This window comes from Streptomyces sp. NBC_00236, assembly GCF_036195045.1.
Classification (GTDB): domain Bacteria; phylum Actinomycetota; class Actinomycetes; order Streptomycetales; family Streptomycetaceae; genus Streptomyces.
In genome coordinates, this window is the sequence record NZ_CP108100.1 from 602,953 (window position 1) to 618,910 (window position 15,958).

Sequence of the window (15,958 nt, forward strand, 5' to 3'; positions counted from 1 at the left end):
GGCCCGGCAGCCGCTGCCGGGCCCCGTCGGCCTACCCCTGTCCGGGCGGCGGCCCGTCGAGCGCCTGCTCGGACCAGATGACCTTGCCGCGCTCGGTGTAGCGGGTGCCCCAGCGCTCGGCGAACTGGGCGACGAGGAACAGCCCACGGCCGCCCTCGTCCGTCGTCGCGGCATAGCGCAGGTGCGGGGAGGTGCTGCTGCAGTCCGACACCTCGCAGATCAGCGCCCGGTCGTACAGCAGCCGCACGCTGATCGGCTCGGAGCCGTACCGGATGGCGTTGGTGACGAGTTCGCTCAGGATCAGTTCGGTGACGAACCCCTCCTCGTCCAGGCCCCGGTCGGTGAGCCAGCGGATGGCCTCCTTGCGTACACCGGCGACGGCCGCGGGGTCCGGGGCCACCTGCCACTGGACGCGGCGGGCCGGGTCCAGTGTGCGGGTGCGGGCCACCAGCAGGGCGACGTCGTCGCCCGGGCGGCTGGGCAGCAGGGCCTCCAGCACGTCGTCGCAGGTCTCCTCCGGTGTGCGTGCGCGGCCGGCCAGAACGCTCCGCAGCTGTTCCAGACCGTCGTCGATGTCCTGGTCGCGACGCTCGATCAGACCGTCCGTGTACAGCACCAGACGGCTGCCCTCGGGCACCTCCAGCTCGGTCGCCTCGAAGGGCATGCCGCCGATGCCGAGCGGCAGACCGGAGGGGATCTCGGGGAACTCCACGGTGCCGTCGGGCAGCACGAGGGCGGGTCCGGGGTGGCCGGCCCGGGCCACCGAGCAGCGCCCGGAGACCGCGTCGTAGATCGCGTACAGACAGGTGGCCCCGGTGATCCCCCCGCCGCCGGCCTCCTCGTCCTGGTCCATCCTGACGACGAGTTCGTCGAGGTGGCCGAGGAGTTCGTCCGGCGGGAGGTCCAGCGTGGAGAAGTTGTGCACCGTGGTGCGCAGCCGGCCCATGGTGGCCGCGGCGTGCAGACCGTGCCCGACGACGTCGCCGACGACGAGTGCGACCCGGGCGCCGGACAGCGGGATCACGTCGAACCAGTCCCCGCCCACTCCCGCCTGCGCCGGCAGATAGCGGTAGGCGACGTCCAGGGCGTTCTGCTCGGGAAGGCCGCTCGGGAGGAGACTGCGCTGCAGGGTCACGGCCATCTCGTGCTCGCGGGTGTAGCGCCGGGCGTTGTCGACGCTGACCGCCGCCCGGGCCACCAGTTCCTCGGCGAAGGACAGGTCCTCGTTGTCGAACGGGGCCTCGTTCCGGGCGCGCCAGAAATTGGCCATGCCGAGGATGACCCCGCGCGCGTGCAGGGGCACGGAGAGCAGCGAGTGGAATCCGTATTCCAGGATCCGTGCCGCCTGCTCGGGGTCGGGCAGGCGCCACTGCTGGGAGGCGGCGAGATCGGGCACGACCCAGGTGTGGCCACTGCTGCTGCCGATGCCTTCGGCGCTGGTCGGCACGAAGCCGATCACGCGGCCCAGCGGGTAGAGCGGATGGTCGGGGCCGACCCCGCTCACGGCGGTGCGGCGCATGTCCATCACGTCTCCGGAGGGGGGTTCCGGCTCTTCCCCGCGCAGTACGGAGTCGGCCAGGTCGACCGTCGCGCAGTCGGCAAATCCGGGCGCGGCGACCTCCGCCAGTTCCTGCGCGGTCGTGGTGACGTCGAGGGTCGTCCCGATCCGGGCTCCCGCCCGGTACAGGAGCAGCAGCCGCTCCCGTACGGTCTGCGCCCGGCCGGTGACGGCCTGCAGTTCGGTGGTGTCCCGCAGGGTGGCGACCGTGCCGGGCGGTCCGCCGCGTTCGCCCGTGGGGCGGAGGTTGACGGCCAGCAGCCGGTTTCCCGCGGGCCTCAGTTCGTCCGTGGCCACCCGGCCGGAGGCCAGCAGCTCCGCGGTGCGGGGGTCCAGCCCCAGTTCCGTCACGGAGCGGCCCTCGGCGTCGGCGGGCAGCCCCAGGAGACGACGGGCCTCGTCGTTGGCCAGGGCCAGCCGGCCGTCGGCGGTGAGGATGAGGACGCCTTCGCGGACGGCGTGGAGCACCGCGTCGTGGTGTTCGTACATCCGGGTCATCTCGGCCGGTCCGAGGCCGCGCGTCTGCCGGCCCAGACGTCGGCTGACCAGGCCCGCGCCACCGGCCGTGAGGGCGAGGGCGACCACTGCGGCGCCGAGAGCGAGCGGGAGGCTCGGATAGGCGAGCCTGTTGATGGTGTCGACCTTGATGCCGACGGACACCAGCCCTGCGGCCGTGCCGTCGCGCCGTTCCACCGGCACCACCGAGTTGACCGCGAGGCCTCGGCTGGCGTTGACGGTGCGCGTGATGGCGTCGCCCTCCAGCGCCTCCTTGTACGGGCCGAGGATGCGCTTGCCGATCAGCGCGATGTCGGGGTGGGTGTAGCGGATGCCGTTGGTCCCGGCCACGACGACGTACTCGACGCCCGTGCTGCGCCGGACCTCCTCGGCACGGGGCTGCAGGATGGCCGTGGGGTCCCTGCTGTCCAGTGCGGCCGCGACTCCGGGCGCGTGGGCGAAGGTCTCCGCGACGCTCAGCGACCGGGTCCGCGCCTCCTTCATGCTGTCCCGTCTGCCCTGCACCACCAGGGCGACGACGGCCGCCACGACGAGCAGCGTCACGATTCCCAGCATGAGGACGAACACCTGGCCGGCCACGGTGTGGACGCTGGAGAGGGTACGCAGCCTGCGGAGCGGTGAGGGCCGCCCGGCACTCGGGCCGGAGGGCGCGGGCTCGTCACCGCCCGGGCGTCCGTCACCGTGTCGATGCGGCTGCCGGGCGGAGTGGCGAAACCGCGTTGCGAACCGACCTGTACCACCCACATCTTCAGGTTTAACACGATTAGCCGGGGCCGCCCCTCGGGGCCTGGGCGTCGTTGATGACCGCTGGACGTGTGAACGGCGCACCGTCAGGGCATATGACGGATTACCGACAGGAGGTGGTGTCAGTGGGCCGCATCAGGATCGTCCGACGCCCCCAGCTTCCGTCCCGGCCGCCGCCGCTCGATCTGCGCACGCCGTCCGGGCGCCCGCTGCCGTACTGACTCCTCTGCCTTCCTCAACCACTCGTCCGTCGCTCTCGGGGCCGCACGCCGTGCGGCCCCGAGGCGTGTTCCGGAGAGGTCCGCCGGAGGGCCGGGCGCCGGAGGACCGCGCGTCGCGTGGGCCTCTGCGGAGGGGGTCGGCCACCCTGCCAAGCAGCGGCACGAACCGGCAGGATGTCGGTGTACAGGGTCGCCGTCCGCGGGCGGTACCGGCCGTCCCAGGAAAGGGTTCCCCATGCGGGAAGCGCACGCAGACCAGTCCGCTCCGTCCGCTGCGGACAAAGGCTCCGTCTCCGGCCCGTCCGAGGAGGCGCAGGTGATCGTGGTGGGTGCGGGGCCGGCCGGGTCGTCCGCCGCCTTCCACCTCGCGAGAGCGGGCGTCGACGTCCTGCTGCTGGAGAAGTCCGTGTTCCCGCGGGAGAAGGTGTGCGGGGACGGCCTGACCCCGCGCGCGGTGCACCAGCTCATCCGGATGGGCGTCGACATCAAGGCCCCCGGCTGGACCCGGTCCCGCGGGATGCGCTGGGTGGCCGGCGAACGGCAGGTGCAGATCGAGTGGCCGGCGCTGGGCGGCTACCCGGACTTCGGTCTCACGCGCAGCCGGCACGACTTCGACGACATCCTGGCCCGTCACGCGGTGGCCGCCGGGGCCCGGCTGCGCACCGGTGTGAAGGTGACGGATCCCGTGACCGACCGGGCCGGCCGGGTCACCGGGGTCACGGCGGTGTCCGGTGCGGGAGACCCGGTGGTTCACCGGGCTCCGGTCGTCATCGCGGCGGACGGCGCCTCGGCGCGGCTCGCGCTCGCGCTGGGGCTGCAACGGGACACGAAGCGGCAGATCGCCACGGCGGCCCGCCGTTACTACCGCAGCCCCGAGCGTTCCCGCGAGGAGTACCTGGAGCTCTGGGCCGACCTCCGCTACCCGCGGAGCGACCGCTATCTGCCGGGTTACGGCTGGATCTTCCCGATGGGTGACGGCCGCGTCAACGTGGGTCTCGGCGCCATCCCCCACCGCCGCCACGGCAAGGCCGACCTGCGGGCCACCCTGGACCGGTGGCTGGCCCGGACACCCGAGGCATGGGGGCTGCGCGAGGAGAACGCGGAGGGGCCGGTCCGCAGCGCCGCCCTGCCGCTGGGCTTCAACCGCCATCCGCTGTACACCAGGGGCCTTCTCCTGGTCGGCGACTCGGGCGGCATGATCAGCCCCTGGAACGGTGAGGGCATCGGCCAGGCGCTGGAGGCCGGGGAGGTCGCGGCCGAGACGGCGGCACTCGCGCTGGCCCTGCCGGCCGGCCCGAGGCGGGAGAGGGCGCTGCATCACTATCCGGTGGAGATGAACCGCCGCTGGGGCAGCTACTACCGGCTCGGCAACACGGCCGCCGATCTGGTGTTCAGCCGGTCGGGATTCCAGCCCGTGCTCAACCGCTACGTGATGGGCTCGCCGTTCCTCCTCAACACGCTGGCCCGGCTGCTCACCAACCTCACGGACAAGCCCTCGCGCGATGTGATCGACCATGTGCTGAACACCGCGGTGCGCCTCGTCCCCGCTCCGCACGCCCGCCGGCGCTGACCGGTTCCGCACCCTTCGCCGGCCTCCTGCGCCGTGCTGGTCGCCTGCACCATCCGGCTCGTCCGCTGCTCGAAGAAGTCGTGGTCGGAGTACGGAACGCCGAGGAGCTCGCAGATGACGGTGGAGGGAACCGGCAGTGCGAACTCGGGCACGAGGTCCGCGGTGGTTCTCCCGTCGGCGAGCAGCGCGTCGATCTTCTCCCCGACGACGCGCCGGATGGCGGGCCGCAGGGAGTTGACCCGCTTCACGGTGAAGCTGGGGATCAGCATGCGCCGCTGGATGTCGTGCTCCGGCGGGTCCATCCCCACCAGCGCGGTCAGCTTGGCGGCGGCCGTGCGCGGGACGGGCACCGGGAAGTCGGGGCGGGTCCGGTCGGAGGAGAGCCGGGGATCGACGAGCAGCCGGCGGGTCTCCTCGTAGCCGGTGACCACCCAGGCGACGCGGCCGTCGTACAGGCGCACTCGCGCGAGCGGCCCTTCCCTGCGCAGCTCCTCGTACCCGGCCGACGGGTGGTAAGGGCAGCCGCGCGTCATCGGGAACTCCGGCAGCCCCACGGTCTCGGTCGTCACGGTGTCGATGCTCATGCGGCCCCCGGGTGCTCGGTTCACAGCCGGGTCTCCGGTGTGAACCGGCATTGTCGGGAAGGCCGGTTAAGAGGTTCTAAAGCCGCCTGCCGGGCGGTGCCGCCCCGTCGGGCCATCGGGCGGCGAGGAGCAGTGCGATGTCGTCGGGACGGTCCGCCGCCTGACGGGCGCGGCCGATCACGTGGTCCGCCGTCTCGTCCAGGGGCGCCGGGCCGCATGCGGCGATGATGCCGCGCAGCCGCTCCACCCCCACGTCGATGTCCGTGCCCGACTCCTCGACCATGCCGTCGGTGTACAGGGCGAGCATCGCGCCGGGCGCGAGGTGCAGGTCGGTGACGGGGTAGGCCGCCTGGGCGTCGACCCCGAGCACGATGCCGCCCGACAGGTCCATGACCTCGGCGGTGCCGTCGGGGCGGCGGAGCACGGGCTGCGGGTGACCGGCCCGGACGGCCTGCGTGAGTCCGGTGGCGGGGTCCATGAGGATGTAGCAGCAGCTGGCGAACTGGCCGGGGTCGAGATCGATGAGCAGCCGGTTGGTGCCGCTCATCACCGCCTGGGGATCGTGCCCACTGAGCGCGAAGGCGCGTACGGCGCTGCGCAGTTGACCCATCGTCGCGGCGGCTGCGACACCGTGGCCCTGTACGTCCCCGATGACCAGGGCGAGCTTTCCGTCGGTCTCGATGACGTCGTACCAGTCGCCGCCGACGTCCATGTCCTGGGTGCCTGCGAGGTACCGGCCCGCGGTGTCGACGCCGTCCACCCTGGGCAGTCCGTGCGGGAGCAGGACGTCCTGGAGGCCGCGGGCCAGGGCCGCCTCGGTGTCGTAGCGCTGGGCCCGTTCCAGCGCCTGCGCGATGAGGCCGGCGAGGGCCGTCAGGACCGTGCGTTCCTCCGGGCTGAAGCCGCGCGGCTGGTCGAAGCCGAGGATGCAGGAGCCGACGTGGCGTCCGGAGGCGATCAGCGGCAGGAAGGCGCGCGCCCCGACGTCCGTGTCCATCGGGATGCCGGGGTACGCGGCGGCCAGGCGCTGCATGGATTCGAAGAAGATGGGGCGTCCGGTGGTCAGCGTCTCGACCCCGGGGATGCGGGCGCCCAGGTCCACGCCGTCGAACCGGTTCAGGAAGCCGTGGGGGAAGCCGGTCTCCCACTCCAGGTAGAGGTGGCGCTCCTTCAGCAGGTAGATCGCGAGCTGGCGGCCGCCGAAGGCGGGCAGCAGTTCCTCGGTGACCACGGCGGACACCTGCCGGGCGGTGACCGCCTCGGTGAGGGCGATGGCCAGGGCGACCGGGCGGTAGAGCGCTGCGGAGCGGTCGGCCGGGGAACCGAGGCCCAGCCCGGGCGACACGACGGAGCCCGGGGCGTAGACCGGCTGTTCTGCGGGGGTCAGTACGGCGGTGACGCCGTCGTGGCCGGGGTACAGGGAGACGGAGAGCCAGGGCGGAGGGGTGCGACGGGCGAGGAAGTGGACCGGGGCGTCGGACAGCATCGCGGCGCGGTAGTGGTCCTCGTAGGCCGGGTTCGCGAACCACGGCAGGGCCTCCCAGAGCACCCGTCCCACCAGCTCCGACCGGGGGTGGCCGAGGATCTCCTCGGCCAGGTGGTTGATGTAGGTGATCCGGGCGAAGCGGTCGAGGGAGAAGATGCCGCGCGGCAGCCGGTCGGCCGCCTCGGCGACGACCGGGCCGATGCCGAGGTCCACCAGGAATCCGGTCAGGTGGGTCGACGCGCCGGAGTCCGCGCCCTTGTCCCGGCGGCCCGAGACCTCCAGCAGGTGTGAGCGTCCGTCGGGGCCGCGGAGCCGCATCCTGCGGACGACGGGACCGCCCGAGTCCGCGGCCTGGCGGGCCAGGGCCCACAGCCCGTACACGTCCTCCGGGGCCAGCCGGGCCGCCAGCGCGTCGATGGTGCCGGGGAACCGGTGTCGTCCCGTACCGAGGATGGAGACCAGTTCGTCGTCGGCGCCGACGACGCCGCTCTCCAGGTCCCAGTCGAAGCGTCCGATCCGCACGGGTGGCGAACTGCCCGCCGGCAGCTGGACGGGCAGTGGCTCCTCGTCCCACTCCACCGCCGTCCCCCCGGACTCCAGAGCGGTCAGCGCTCCACCGAGTCCTTCGGCGATGCTCCGCAGTCTGCGCCGGTCCGTGCTCCCCACGGGTTTCCCGGGGGTCGCCGCGCGCAGCACCACCAGGACGCCGACCGGCTTGCCGCCGCTGAAGACCGGTACGTACAGCGAGCCGAAGGGGAAGGGCAGACCCGCCATCAGCTGGGGGAAGCGGCGCATCGCCTCCTCCGCGTCGGCGAGGTGCACGGCCCGGCCCGACCGGAACGCCTCGGCGACCGGGAACGGCCGGTTCACATGCATCCGCCACCAGGGACGGAACAGGGGACCCGGCAGTCCCGCCAGCACCGCGAGCCGCAGGAGTCCGGGGGTGAGGGAGCCCAGATAGACACCGCCTGCCTGGCCGCCGGTGGATTCGATCGCGTTCACGACAGCCTGGGAGAGCACCAGCGACAGTTCGTCCGGCGCCCGGCCGTTGCGCAGCCTCCCGGACACACTGCTGCCCTCGCTCAGCGGCTTGCGCCGGACCGCGCCGTACCAGGTCACACAGCCAGCATGCTCCCCTGCCGCGGTGGCGCGCACTTCGGAGCGTCCGGCGCGGGCTACCGAAATGCACCTTCCGTCCTTGTATGCAACTCTGAAGTCGGCCCATCGTCCGACATCCGCGAGGAGGCACGATCATGGGCAAGAAGCAGAGCCGGCAGAACCGCGGCGCCCGTAGCGGAGGCCATGAGCACTCCGCGGCCACGGAGGCCAAGGAGCAGACGAGTACGGCGCCCACCCCCGATCCGGTGAAGGCGATCTCGGAGCAGGTCTCCCACAAGCGCGAGCGGAAGTTCGGCCACAACTGACCTCTCGGCGCGCCGGCGCCCACCGCGCGCTCAGGAGCGGCAGCCACCGTCCCCACGGAGACTGCCGCTCCTCGGGCGTGCCGCCTCCCGGACGGCGACCCGCGCCCGACGCACAGCACAGGGCCTGCGCTCGCCGAACGGGCGCAGGCCCTGCGGAGGCGCGGCGGCCCTACTGTTCGCCGGTGGGCGGACGGCGGTCACCGATCTGGTCATTGAGCTTCTGCTGGGCGGAATCGACCTGACCGCGGTACTTGTTGCCCGTCTTCCTGTCGATGAAGTCGCCACCCTTCTCGACTCCCTGGCGGGCCTGGTCGGGGTGCCCCTTGATCAGGCCCTTGATCTTGTCGAGCATGCTCATGACTTTCCTCCTCATGGAACGCTGACTCTCCCAGCATCCATGCGATGCCCCGGCGCCGCATCCGGGACGACAGCGGCCGACGGCGGCCCCGGAACCCCGGGGCGGCCATGCGCGGGCCCGGGGGAAATTACCCATAGGTATGTAGTGACTTCTCACGCGAGCGCCAGTAGAACTCGTTCCCATTCGATCGAGAGTGAGGAACGTCACATGACGGATTCGAGCTTACCCCACAAGAGATCGAGCGAGGTCTCACGTCGCGGATTCATGGCTAGAACAGGTTTCATTCTGGGAGCTGCGGCGCTCTCCGGTCACGCCACCGCCGCCCAGGCGCGCACCACCGGCACAGCGGCGGTGATCGGCAGCGGGGACCATGTCCCGGTTCTGGTCATCGGCACCGGGTACGGAGGTTCCGTCGCCGCCCTGCGGCTCGCCCGCGCAGGGGTCCACGTCCATCTGGTCGAGATGGGGATGGCCTGGGACACTCCCGGGGCGGACGGCAAGATCTTCGCCAACACGACGAATCCCGACGGCCGTTCGTACTGGCTCCGCACCAAGTCCAAGCAGCCCCTCAGCAACTTCCTCGGCTTCCCCATCGACCGGGCCATCCCCCGCTACACCGGCATCCTGGACGCCGAGGACTTCAGCGGCATCACGGTGTACCAGGGGCGCGGCGTCGGGGGCGGGTCGCTGGTCAACGGCGGCATGGCGGTGACGCCCAGGCGCGAGAACTTCGGCGCCGTCCTCCCGTCCGTGAACGCCGACGAGATGTACGCCACCTACTACCCCCGCGCCAACGCCGGGCTCGGCGTCGGCACGGTCGACCCGGCGTGGTTCGACAGCGTGGACTGCTACCAGTACGCCCGCGTCGGCCGCAAGCACGCGCAGCGCTCCGGCTTCCCGTTCGTCTTCGTGCCCGATGTGTACGACTGGGACTACATGGAGCAGGAGGCGGCCGGCACCGCACCCAAGTCGGCGCTGGACGGTGAGATCCTCTACGGCAACAACTACGGCAAGAAGTCGCTGCAGAAGACCTACCTCGCCCAGGCCAGGGCGACCGGGAACGTCACCGTCTCACCGCTCCACCAGGTGACTTCGGTCGCTCCGGCGACGGGAGGCGGCTACACGGTCGTCATCGACCAGCTCCGCACCGACGGGAGCGTCGCGACCACCAAGACGGTCACCGCGGACAAGGTGTTCTTCGCGGCGGGCAGTGTCGGCACGAGCAAGCTGCTGACCCGGCTGAAGGCCACGGGCGCGCTGTCCGGTCTGAACGACGAGATCGGCAAGGGCTGGGGCGACAACGGCAACGTCATGTGCGGCCGCGCCAATCACATGTGGGACGCGACCGGCGCGGTCCAGTCGAGCATCCCCTGCGGCGGCATCGACAACTGGGCCGCCGGAGGCGCGTTCGCCGAGGTCGCGCCGCTGCCGACGGGGATCGAGACGTTCGCCTCGTTCTATCTGTCGATCACGAAGAACCCCCACCGCGCCCAGTTCTCCTGGAACGCGGCCACGGGCAAGGTCGACCTGAACTGGCAGACCGCCTGGAAGCAGCCCTCCATCGACATGGCGAAGACGATCTTCGACAAGATCAACGCCAAGGAGGGAACGATCTACCGGACCGACCTCTTCGGCGTCTACAAGATCTGGGGCGACCACCTCACCTACCACCCGCTCGGCGGCGCCGTCCTCGACAGGGCCACCGACAACTACGGCCGCCTGCACGGCTATACGGGGCTCTACGTCATCGACGGCTCGCTGATCCCCGGCAACACCAGCGTCAATCCGTTCGTCACCATCACGGCGCTCGCCGAACGGAACATCGAGAAGATCATCGCCACCGATCTGTGACGGCGGCCCCTTCGCGCGAACCCACCGGTAGGAGGCGGCGGACCTGCCTCCTACCGGATGCGAGCCGTGACAGGGCCCGCCGGCTGTGCCTCAGTGGCCCGGCAGTACGCACACCGCGTCGAGGCCCAGCACATGATTGAGCCGGCCGAACGCCAGCCAGGAACCGATGCTCATGCTCAGCTCGACGATCTCGTGCTGGCTGTAGTGCGCGGTCATCCGGGCCCAGAACGCGTCGTCCAGACCGTGGTGGTCCAAGGCGTACCGCTCGGCGTACTCCGCCGCCAGCCGGGTCCGGTCGTCGAAGGCATCGGTGGTGCGCCAGTCGTCCACCGCGGCGGCGAACTCCTCCTCGACCTTCTGCCCGTCGCGTTCGGTGCGCCAGTCCAGGCAGAAGAGACAGCCGTTGATCTGCGCGATGCGGAGCCTGGCGGCCTCGAACTCACGGAGTCCGAGCGTGGTGTGCTCGTACACCGACAGCGAGAAGTTCGCGGCGGCCATACCGATGCCGGGGACCATGTCGCCCCACACGTATCCGATCGGCTCCTGGCCCTCGGGGATGTCGATGATCATGACTGCTTCCTTCCGAGTCGGCCGGCTGCGGGACGCAGGGGGACGTCGAGCGCGTCGTAGAGTCCGGGTTCCGCCTCCACCAGCCAGTCGATGGCGTTCACCAGCCGGCCGACAGCGGTGGCGTTGCCGCCCGCCGAGCGGTTCTCGCCCTCGTCGGTGGCCTCGACGGTCACCTCGATGCGCGGGCGTCCCTCGATGATCACCCGGTGGGCACCGGCGCCGTCGGGCGGCGACGGCCAGTCCGGGGCGCACGACGGATGAATGCGCGTGATGTGCTCGATGACGATGCGGGGTTCGCCCTCGACGATGCCCTGCACCTCGAAGCGGACCGCACCCTGGGTGCCGGCCTCGAACTCGCCCATCGTCCTGGTCGTGACGGTGGTTTCGAGCGGCCGCCGGGCCATGGTCTCGCGGATGTCGTCGAGTTCCACGCCCAGGGCCCGGGCCATCAGGCGTATCTGGCCGCCCCACACCATGGTCGGGACGGAGGCCGCGAGCATGAGCGGCTCGTACTCCATGGGGTGTCCCATGCCGATCAGATGGCGGACCGAGTCGGGCTGGTCGTACGTGGAGTAGTCGAAGATCTCCTGGCAGCGGATCGCGTCGACCGTGGTGCCGAGCCCGCTGATCAGCAGGGGCAGTATGTCGTTGCCCCAGCCGGGGTCCACCCCGGAGACGAAGAGCGATCCGCCGCCACCGGCCACGGCGGCCAGCACCGGTTCGCGCAGCTCGGGCGGGGCGCCGCGCTGGTCGTAGAGCGCGTACAGCGCCGGGGTGACGACGACGGCGCCCCCGGCCACCGCCCTGGTGATGTCGGCCAGTGCCTCGTCGGGGCGGATGTCGCCGGAGGCCGCGTACACGACGGCCCGGGGGCTCGTGGCGAGCACCGCCTCGATGTCGTCGGTCGCCGCGACGCCCAGATCGCGGTCCAGTCCGGCCAGGGCGCCCGCGTCGCGGCCCACCTTGCCGGGGTCGTGGACGAGTACGTGCGCGAGCTTCAGGGCCGGATGGGCCTCGACGGCGCGGATGGCCGCGCGGCCGACATTGCCGGTTCCCCAGACCACCGTGGAAATCATGCGGCGGAGGGTAGCGCGCGGGATGAAAGGTTCATAGTGGCATCGCGCACCCGGTTCGGAGCGTGCGGGGACAGGCCCGGGAAGCCCGCCCCGCCCCGCTCCCCCGGGGTGCTACTCGTCGATCGCGGTGCCGTATCCGGCGGCCGTCTCCGCACCTCCGAACGTTCCCGCGTCGAACGTCCACGAGCCGGCTGCCGTCACTCCGCCGGTGCCGGCCGGGAACACCCAGACGATGCCGTCGCCGGCGTTCTCTCCGGGCGCTGCGGTCAGCAGACCGGCCCGCCCGTCCCTGTCGGGGTCGGTCAGCCGCGCCTGGCCGCCCCAGCGGTCACCCTTCTCGGGAACGCCCGGCACGTTCACCGAGTCCTGGTCCCAGGAAGCAGCACCGGAGGCGGTCAGCCCGCCGGCCGCGCCGCGCAGCACCCACACGGCCCCCGCGTCGACGACCGTGCCGATGTCCTCGCCGGGGGCGCCGATGGCCACGTCCGCGTACCCGTCGCCGTCGGTGTCCGCGACGGAGAGGTCAGCGCCCCAGCCGTCGCCGGCCTCCGAGCCGCCGGGGACACCGGAGGTGTCCTGCGTCCACCACACCGGCGGGGTGCCCGGGCCCTCGGCCCCGACCGGCCCGTCGCCGGCGCTGCCGTAGTACACGCCGACCACACCGCCGGTCATCGACGCGCCACCGTCGTCGGGGCTGCGCGGCTCCCCGGTCACGAGGTCGTCGTAGCCGTCGTGGTCGATGTCGCCGGAAGCGACGGCCGGGCCGCCGCGCAGGCCCTGGTCGTAGCGGAGCCCCTGGACCTCGCCGAGGAGGAGTGCGGACCAGCCGTGGCCCGGCTCCTCGCCCACGGTGACGCCGGAGATGACGAGGTCGGCGAGACCGTTGCCGTCGTAGTCGCCGGTGGTCAGGGCCCGGGGTGCGATCTCGCGCCCGGGGGTGCCGGGGACGTGGTTGCTGCTCGAGGTGGCGTTCCGGCGGGTTCCCGGGGCGTACTGGAACAGGGTGAAGTCGGCGCGGTCGGTCACGGCCAGCTGGTCGCCGGGGATGTCGGGGCTGAAGTGCGCGGCGGCGAGAGCATTGCCGAACCGGGCGCCGGCGGCGGGTTCCGCGGCCTGCAGCCAGTCGCTGCCCGAGCCGGAGAGCCCCTGCGCGGAGCCCCACAGGACGACGGCGCCGCCCGCGTCGGTCACCGGTTCGACGTTCTCGCCCGGGAGGCCCACGACGGCGTCGCCGTACCCGTCCCCGTCCAGGTCGCCGGTGGCCAGCGCGGCGCCGAAACCGTCCCCGGCCTCGGCGCCGCCCGGCACCCCGGTGGTGTTCTGGCTGAGGACGGTGCCCCGGGTGGTATTGATGCCGCCCGGCCCGCCGTACTGCACGGTCACGTACCCCGCGCCCTTCTTGCCGCCGACGGTCCCGCCGGGCGCGCCGATGAGCACGTCCTCGTAGCCGTCACCGTTGAAGTCGGCGTCGCCGTCGTCGGCGTGCGTTCCGCCGGGGGCGACGGCGTGGGCGGAGGGCGCGACGGCGGCGGCCCCTGCCATCAGGAGAAGTGAGGCCGCGACAACGGCGGCCGGTCGGTAAGTGCGCACGTGCGGCTCCTCGGTTCAAGGATGACCGGGCGAGACCGGGGGGGGGGGGACGCCGGGAAGAGCCCGTCAGCCTCCTGGCGCCCTGTTGGACCGGCTCCGCGGCACAAGGGTTGTACGGCATCGCAAAAGGGGTGGAAGGGAGCTGCTCAGCTCCCTTCCACCCCTTTTCACGGCTCCGCGCGGGGGCGGTACCGCGGTGGATCAGTAGGCCCCGAAGACGTTGTCGATCGAGCCGTACGTCGCGGCGGCGTAGTTGCACGCGGCGGTGATGTTGGCGACGGGGTCCAGGATGTCCAGCGAGGTGCCGGGCACGTGGTACGCGTCGAACGTGGGCTGGATGACCTGGAGCAGGCCCTTGGACGGGGTGCCCGCGGCGGCGTTCGAGTCCCAGTTGTTGACGATCTGCGGGTTGCCCGAGGACTCGCGCATGATGTTGCGGTGGATGCTGTCGTAGCTGCCGGGGATGCCGTGCTCGGCCATGACGGCGAGGGACTCCTTGATCCAGCCGTCGAGGTCGTCCGTGTACGCCGTGGCGCTCTGCGCGGGCGCGGTCTCGACGGTCTGGGCGGTCTCCTCGGCGACGGGCGTCGCCGTCCGCTGGGAACGGTCGGCGCGGTCGGTGCTCTCGGCACGGTCGCCCGACGGCTGCGAGGCGCTGCCGGAGGTGTTCTCCGCCTTGAATTCGCTCTTGGTCGCGGCCTCGGGGGCGGTGGCCGTGGACTTGGCTCCGATGGTGAGCTTCAGGCCCGGGTGAATCAGGTCGGGGTTGCCGCCGACCACGCTCCGGTTGTCCTTGTAGAGCTGCGCCCAGCCGCCGTCGAGGGAATGCCCGCGGGCGATCTTGGAAAGCGAATCGCCGGAGACCACGGAATAGGTGGTGGACTTGGCGTGCTGCACGGAAATTCCCTTGCCGGCAACGGAAACCGGGGCTGCGGCCTTTTCCGCGACGACCGACTGGACCGGCGCGGCGGAAGCCGATCCGGCCGCGATCAGGGGGAGCGCGAGAACCGCGCCGCCCGCGCTCACGGCGATGAGACCGCGGGTCAGGGGGGTGGACTTGGAACGACGGTGGTGACCCTTGATGGGCATGGCGCTTTTCCTCTCCGCCGCCTGCGAGGTGAGCTGTCGGGTTCGGACTGGAGATGTCCGGCCGCACATGGCGACTTCACCCCTAGCCGCTCCGGATTCCCGGAACGGCGGCAAACCTGGGTCCCCCGCTCCTGCCGTACGTGAGTGGTCGGGTTACCGGACGGCGGCAGGATTCGGCGTTCCGTCCGGATTGACGGTGACCGTAAGCGAGAAAGACCGGGCGGAACAAGCCCGGATTTCCTGATCACAATTGATTCGCAAGATCAATAAAAGGAAATGTGCGATGCCGGTCACATCCGGGCGGGTCAGTTTTCTTGGGGCGCCAGGGAACCGAAGTGTCTGGTTCCGCGTCAGGGGCGGGAAACGTGACGCTGGCCACTGCGCCCGAAACGGGCGATTTGCCCACCCGGAGAAGCCATGCCTCACGGAGGCGTGACGGGAGGGGCATTCTCAACCATTCCGGACAATCGCCTAATTAGGGCACTACGGGATGGACGTCGGCTGCGCGGCCACGCCGGCACGACTGCGCGGCACCACGACCGGTGAACCGTCGCCCGGGGCGGCGAGTACGTCCGCGTCGAGCGCGTACAGCTCCTTCACCAGCGCCTCGTCGACCGTCTCCCGGGGGGCGCCCGTGGCGATGACGCGGCCCCCCTTCATGGCGACGAGCAGATCGGCGTAGCGGGCCGCGGCAACGAGGTCGTGCTGGACCATGACGACGGTGCGACCGGTGGCCGCGACCTCGCGGACGAGTTCCAGGACCTCGACGGCGTGCCCGAGGTCGAGGGCGCTGGTCGGTTCGTCGAGCAGGACCACCGGGGTCTGCTGGGCCAGCACCATCGCGAGCCAGCAGCGCTGGCGCTGACCGCCGGACAGCCGGTCGACGCGCTCCCCGGCCAGCGCGGTGGTCCCGGTCGCGTCGAGTGCGTCGCGTACCGCCCGCTCGTCCTCGCGCGACCACTGGCGCAGCAGCCCCTGGTGCGGGCTGCGGCCGTAGCGCACCAGCCCGGCCACGGTGACCGCCTCGGGGGCGCGCGGCGACTGCGGCAGCAGCGCGACATGGTGGGCGGCCCTGCGACGGCCGGTCCTCCAGATGTCCGTGCCGCCGATCAGGACCGTGCCGGACTCGGGGCGGTGGAGCCGGGCGACGGTCCGCAGCAGGGTCGACTTCCCGCAGCCGTTGGGCCCCACGATCGCGACGACGTGTCCGGCGGGAACGGTGAGGTCGACGTTCTCGACGACGGGCCGGCCCGGATATCCGGCGTGCAGGCCACGGACTTCGAGGCCCGCCTTCGTACCGGTCGGATGCTCGGTCATGTGC

The 15,958-nt window shown here is 71.7% G+C and carries 11 protein-coding genes and 1 riboswitch; of the genes, 3 read left to right on the plus strand and 8 right to left on the minus strand.

What is annotated here, in order from left to right:
• Positions 1-31: 31 nt before the first annotated feature.
• Positions 32-2,629: a SpoIIE family protein phosphatase gene (locus OG446_RS02650; protein ID WP_328898178.1), complete on the minus strand. Its 2,598-nt coding sequence runs from the start codon at positions 2,627-2,629 to the stop codon at positions 32-34.
• A gap of 645 nt (positions 2,630-3,274) precedes the next feature.
• Here OG446_RS02650 and OG446_RS02655 point away from each other — a divergent pair.
• Positions 3,275-4,609 (plus strand): geranylgeranyl reductase family protein, encoded by a 1,335-nt coding sequence (locus tag OG446_RS02655; RefSeq protein WP_328892480.1) that lies wholly within the window; start codon positions 3,275-3,277, stop codon positions 4,607-4,609.
• A 660-nt stretch (positions 4,610-5,269) separates the two neighbouring features.
• Here the strand turns inward: OG446_RS02655 and OG446_RS02660 are convergent.
• Positions 5,270-7,798 carry a SpoIIE family protein phosphatase gene (locus tag OG446_RS02660; protein ID WP_389257880.1) on the minus strand — a complete coding sequence of 843 codons (2,529 nt, stop codon included), beginning with the start codon at positions 7,796-7,798 and terminating at the stop codon, positions 5,270-5,272.
• A 134-nt stretch (positions 7,799-7,932) separates the two neighbouring features.
• On the opposite strand from OG446_RS02660, the gene OG446_RS02665 reads away from it, so the two are divergent.
• On the plus strand, positions 7,933-8,103 hold the full coding sequence (locus OG446_RS02665; protein ID WP_328892481.1) for a hypothetical protein: 171 nt from the start codon (positions 7,933-7,935) through the stop codon (positions 8,101-8,103).
• A gap of 169 nt (positions 8,104-8,272) precedes the next feature.
• Here OG446_RS02665 and OG446_RS02670 read toward each other — a convergent pair whose 3' ends face one another.
• Complete coding sequence (locus tag OG446_RS02670; RefSeq protein WP_328892482.1) at positions 8,273-8,461, minus strand: antitoxin; 189 nt, start codon at positions 8,459-8,461, stop codon at positions 8,273-8,275.
• 264 nt (positions 8,462-8,725) lie between these two features.
• Here OG446_RS02670 and OG446_RS02675 point away from each other — a divergent pair, with 264 nt between their 5' ends.
• Entirely contained in the window at positions 8,726-10,312 is a 1,587-nt protein-coding gene (locus tag OG446_RS02675) for a GMC oxidoreductase (RefSeq protein ID WP_443050024.1), read from the plus strand.
• Between the two features lie 90 nt (positions 10,313-10,402).
• Here the strand turns inward: OG446_RS02675 and OG446_RS02680 are convergent, their stop codons facing one another.
• From OG446_RS02680 to OG446_RS02700, 5 genes are all read right to left on the minus strand, one after another.
• Positions 10,403-10,882, minus strand: coding sequence for a carboxymuconolactone decarboxylase family protein (locus tag OG446_RS02680; RefSeq protein ID WP_328892484.1), 480 nt, complete (start codon positions 10,880-10,882; stop codon positions 10,403-10,405).
• Positions 10,879-11,958, minus strand: coding sequence for an NAD(P)H-dependent amine dehydrogenase family protein (locus OG446_RS02685; protein WP_328892485.1), 1,080 nt, complete (start codon positions 11,956-11,958; stop codon positions 10,879-10,881). Before OG446_RS02685 ends, OG446_RS02680 begins: the two co-directional genes overlap by 4 nt.
• Positions 11,959-12,069: 111 nt before the next feature.
• Positions 12,070-13,548, minus strand: coding sequence for an esterase (locus tag OG446_RS02690; protein WP_328892486.1), 1,479 nt, complete (start codon positions 13,546-13,548; stop codon positions 12,070-12,072).
• A 201-nt stretch (positions 13,549-13,749) separates the two neighbouring features.
• Positions 13,750-14,637 carry a transglycosylase SLT domain-containing protein gene (locus tag OG446_RS02695; RefSeq protein WP_328892487.1) on the minus strand — a complete coding sequence of 296 codons (888 nt, stop codon included), beginning with the start codon at positions 14,635-14,637 and terminating at the stop codon, positions 13,750-13,752.
• A gap of 3 nt (positions 14,638-14,640) precedes the next feature.
• A riboswitch (cyclic di-AMP (ydaO/yuaA leader) is annotated at positions 14,641-14,826 on the minus strand.
• 294 nt (positions 14,827-15,120) lie between these two features.
• Complete coding sequence (locus OG446_RS02700) at positions 15,121-15,954, minus strand: ABC transporter ATP-binding protein (RefSeq protein ID WP_328892488.1); 834 nt, start codon at positions 15,952-15,954, stop codon at positions 15,121-15,123.
• Between the last annotated feature and the right edge of the window lie 4 nt (positions 15,955-15,958).

Coding starts and splice junctions, on each gene's coding strand:
- OG446_RS02650 (WP_328898178.1), bottom strand. CDS start 2,629: ATGCTGGGAATCGTGACGCTGCTCGTCGTGGCGGCCGTCGTCGCCCTG.
- OG446_RS02655 (WP_328892480.1), top strand. CDS start 3,275: ATGCGGGAAGCGCACGCAGACCAGTCCGCTCCGTCCGCTGCGGACAAA.
- OG446_RS02665 (WP_328892481.1), top strand. CDS start 7,933: ATGGGCAAGAAGCAGAGCCGGCAGAACCGCGGCGCCCGTAGCGGAGGC.
- OG446_RS02670 (WP_328892482.1), bottom strand. CDS start 8,461: ATGAGCATGCTCGACAAGATCAAGGGCCTGATCAAGGGGCACCCCGAC.
- OG446_RS02675 (WP_443050024.1), top strand. CDS start 8,726: ATGGCTAGAACAGGTTTCATTCTGGGAGCTGCGGCGCTCTCCGGTCAC.
- OG446_RS02680 (WP_328892484.1), bottom strand. CDS start 10,882: ATGATCATCGACATCCCCGAGGGCCAGGAGCCGATCGGATACGTGTGG.
- OG446_RS02685 (WP_328892485.1), bottom strand. CDS start 11,958: ATGATTTCCACGGTGGTCTGGGGAACCGGCAATGTCGGCCGCGCGGCC.
- OG446_RS02695 (WP_328892487.1), bottom strand. CDS start 14,637: ATGCCCATCAAGGGTCACCACCGTCGTTCCAAGTCCACCCCCCTGACC.
- OG446_RS02700 (WP_328892488.1), bottom strand. CDS start 15,954: ATGACCGAGCATCCGACCGGTACGAAGGCGGGCCTCGAAGTCCGTGGC.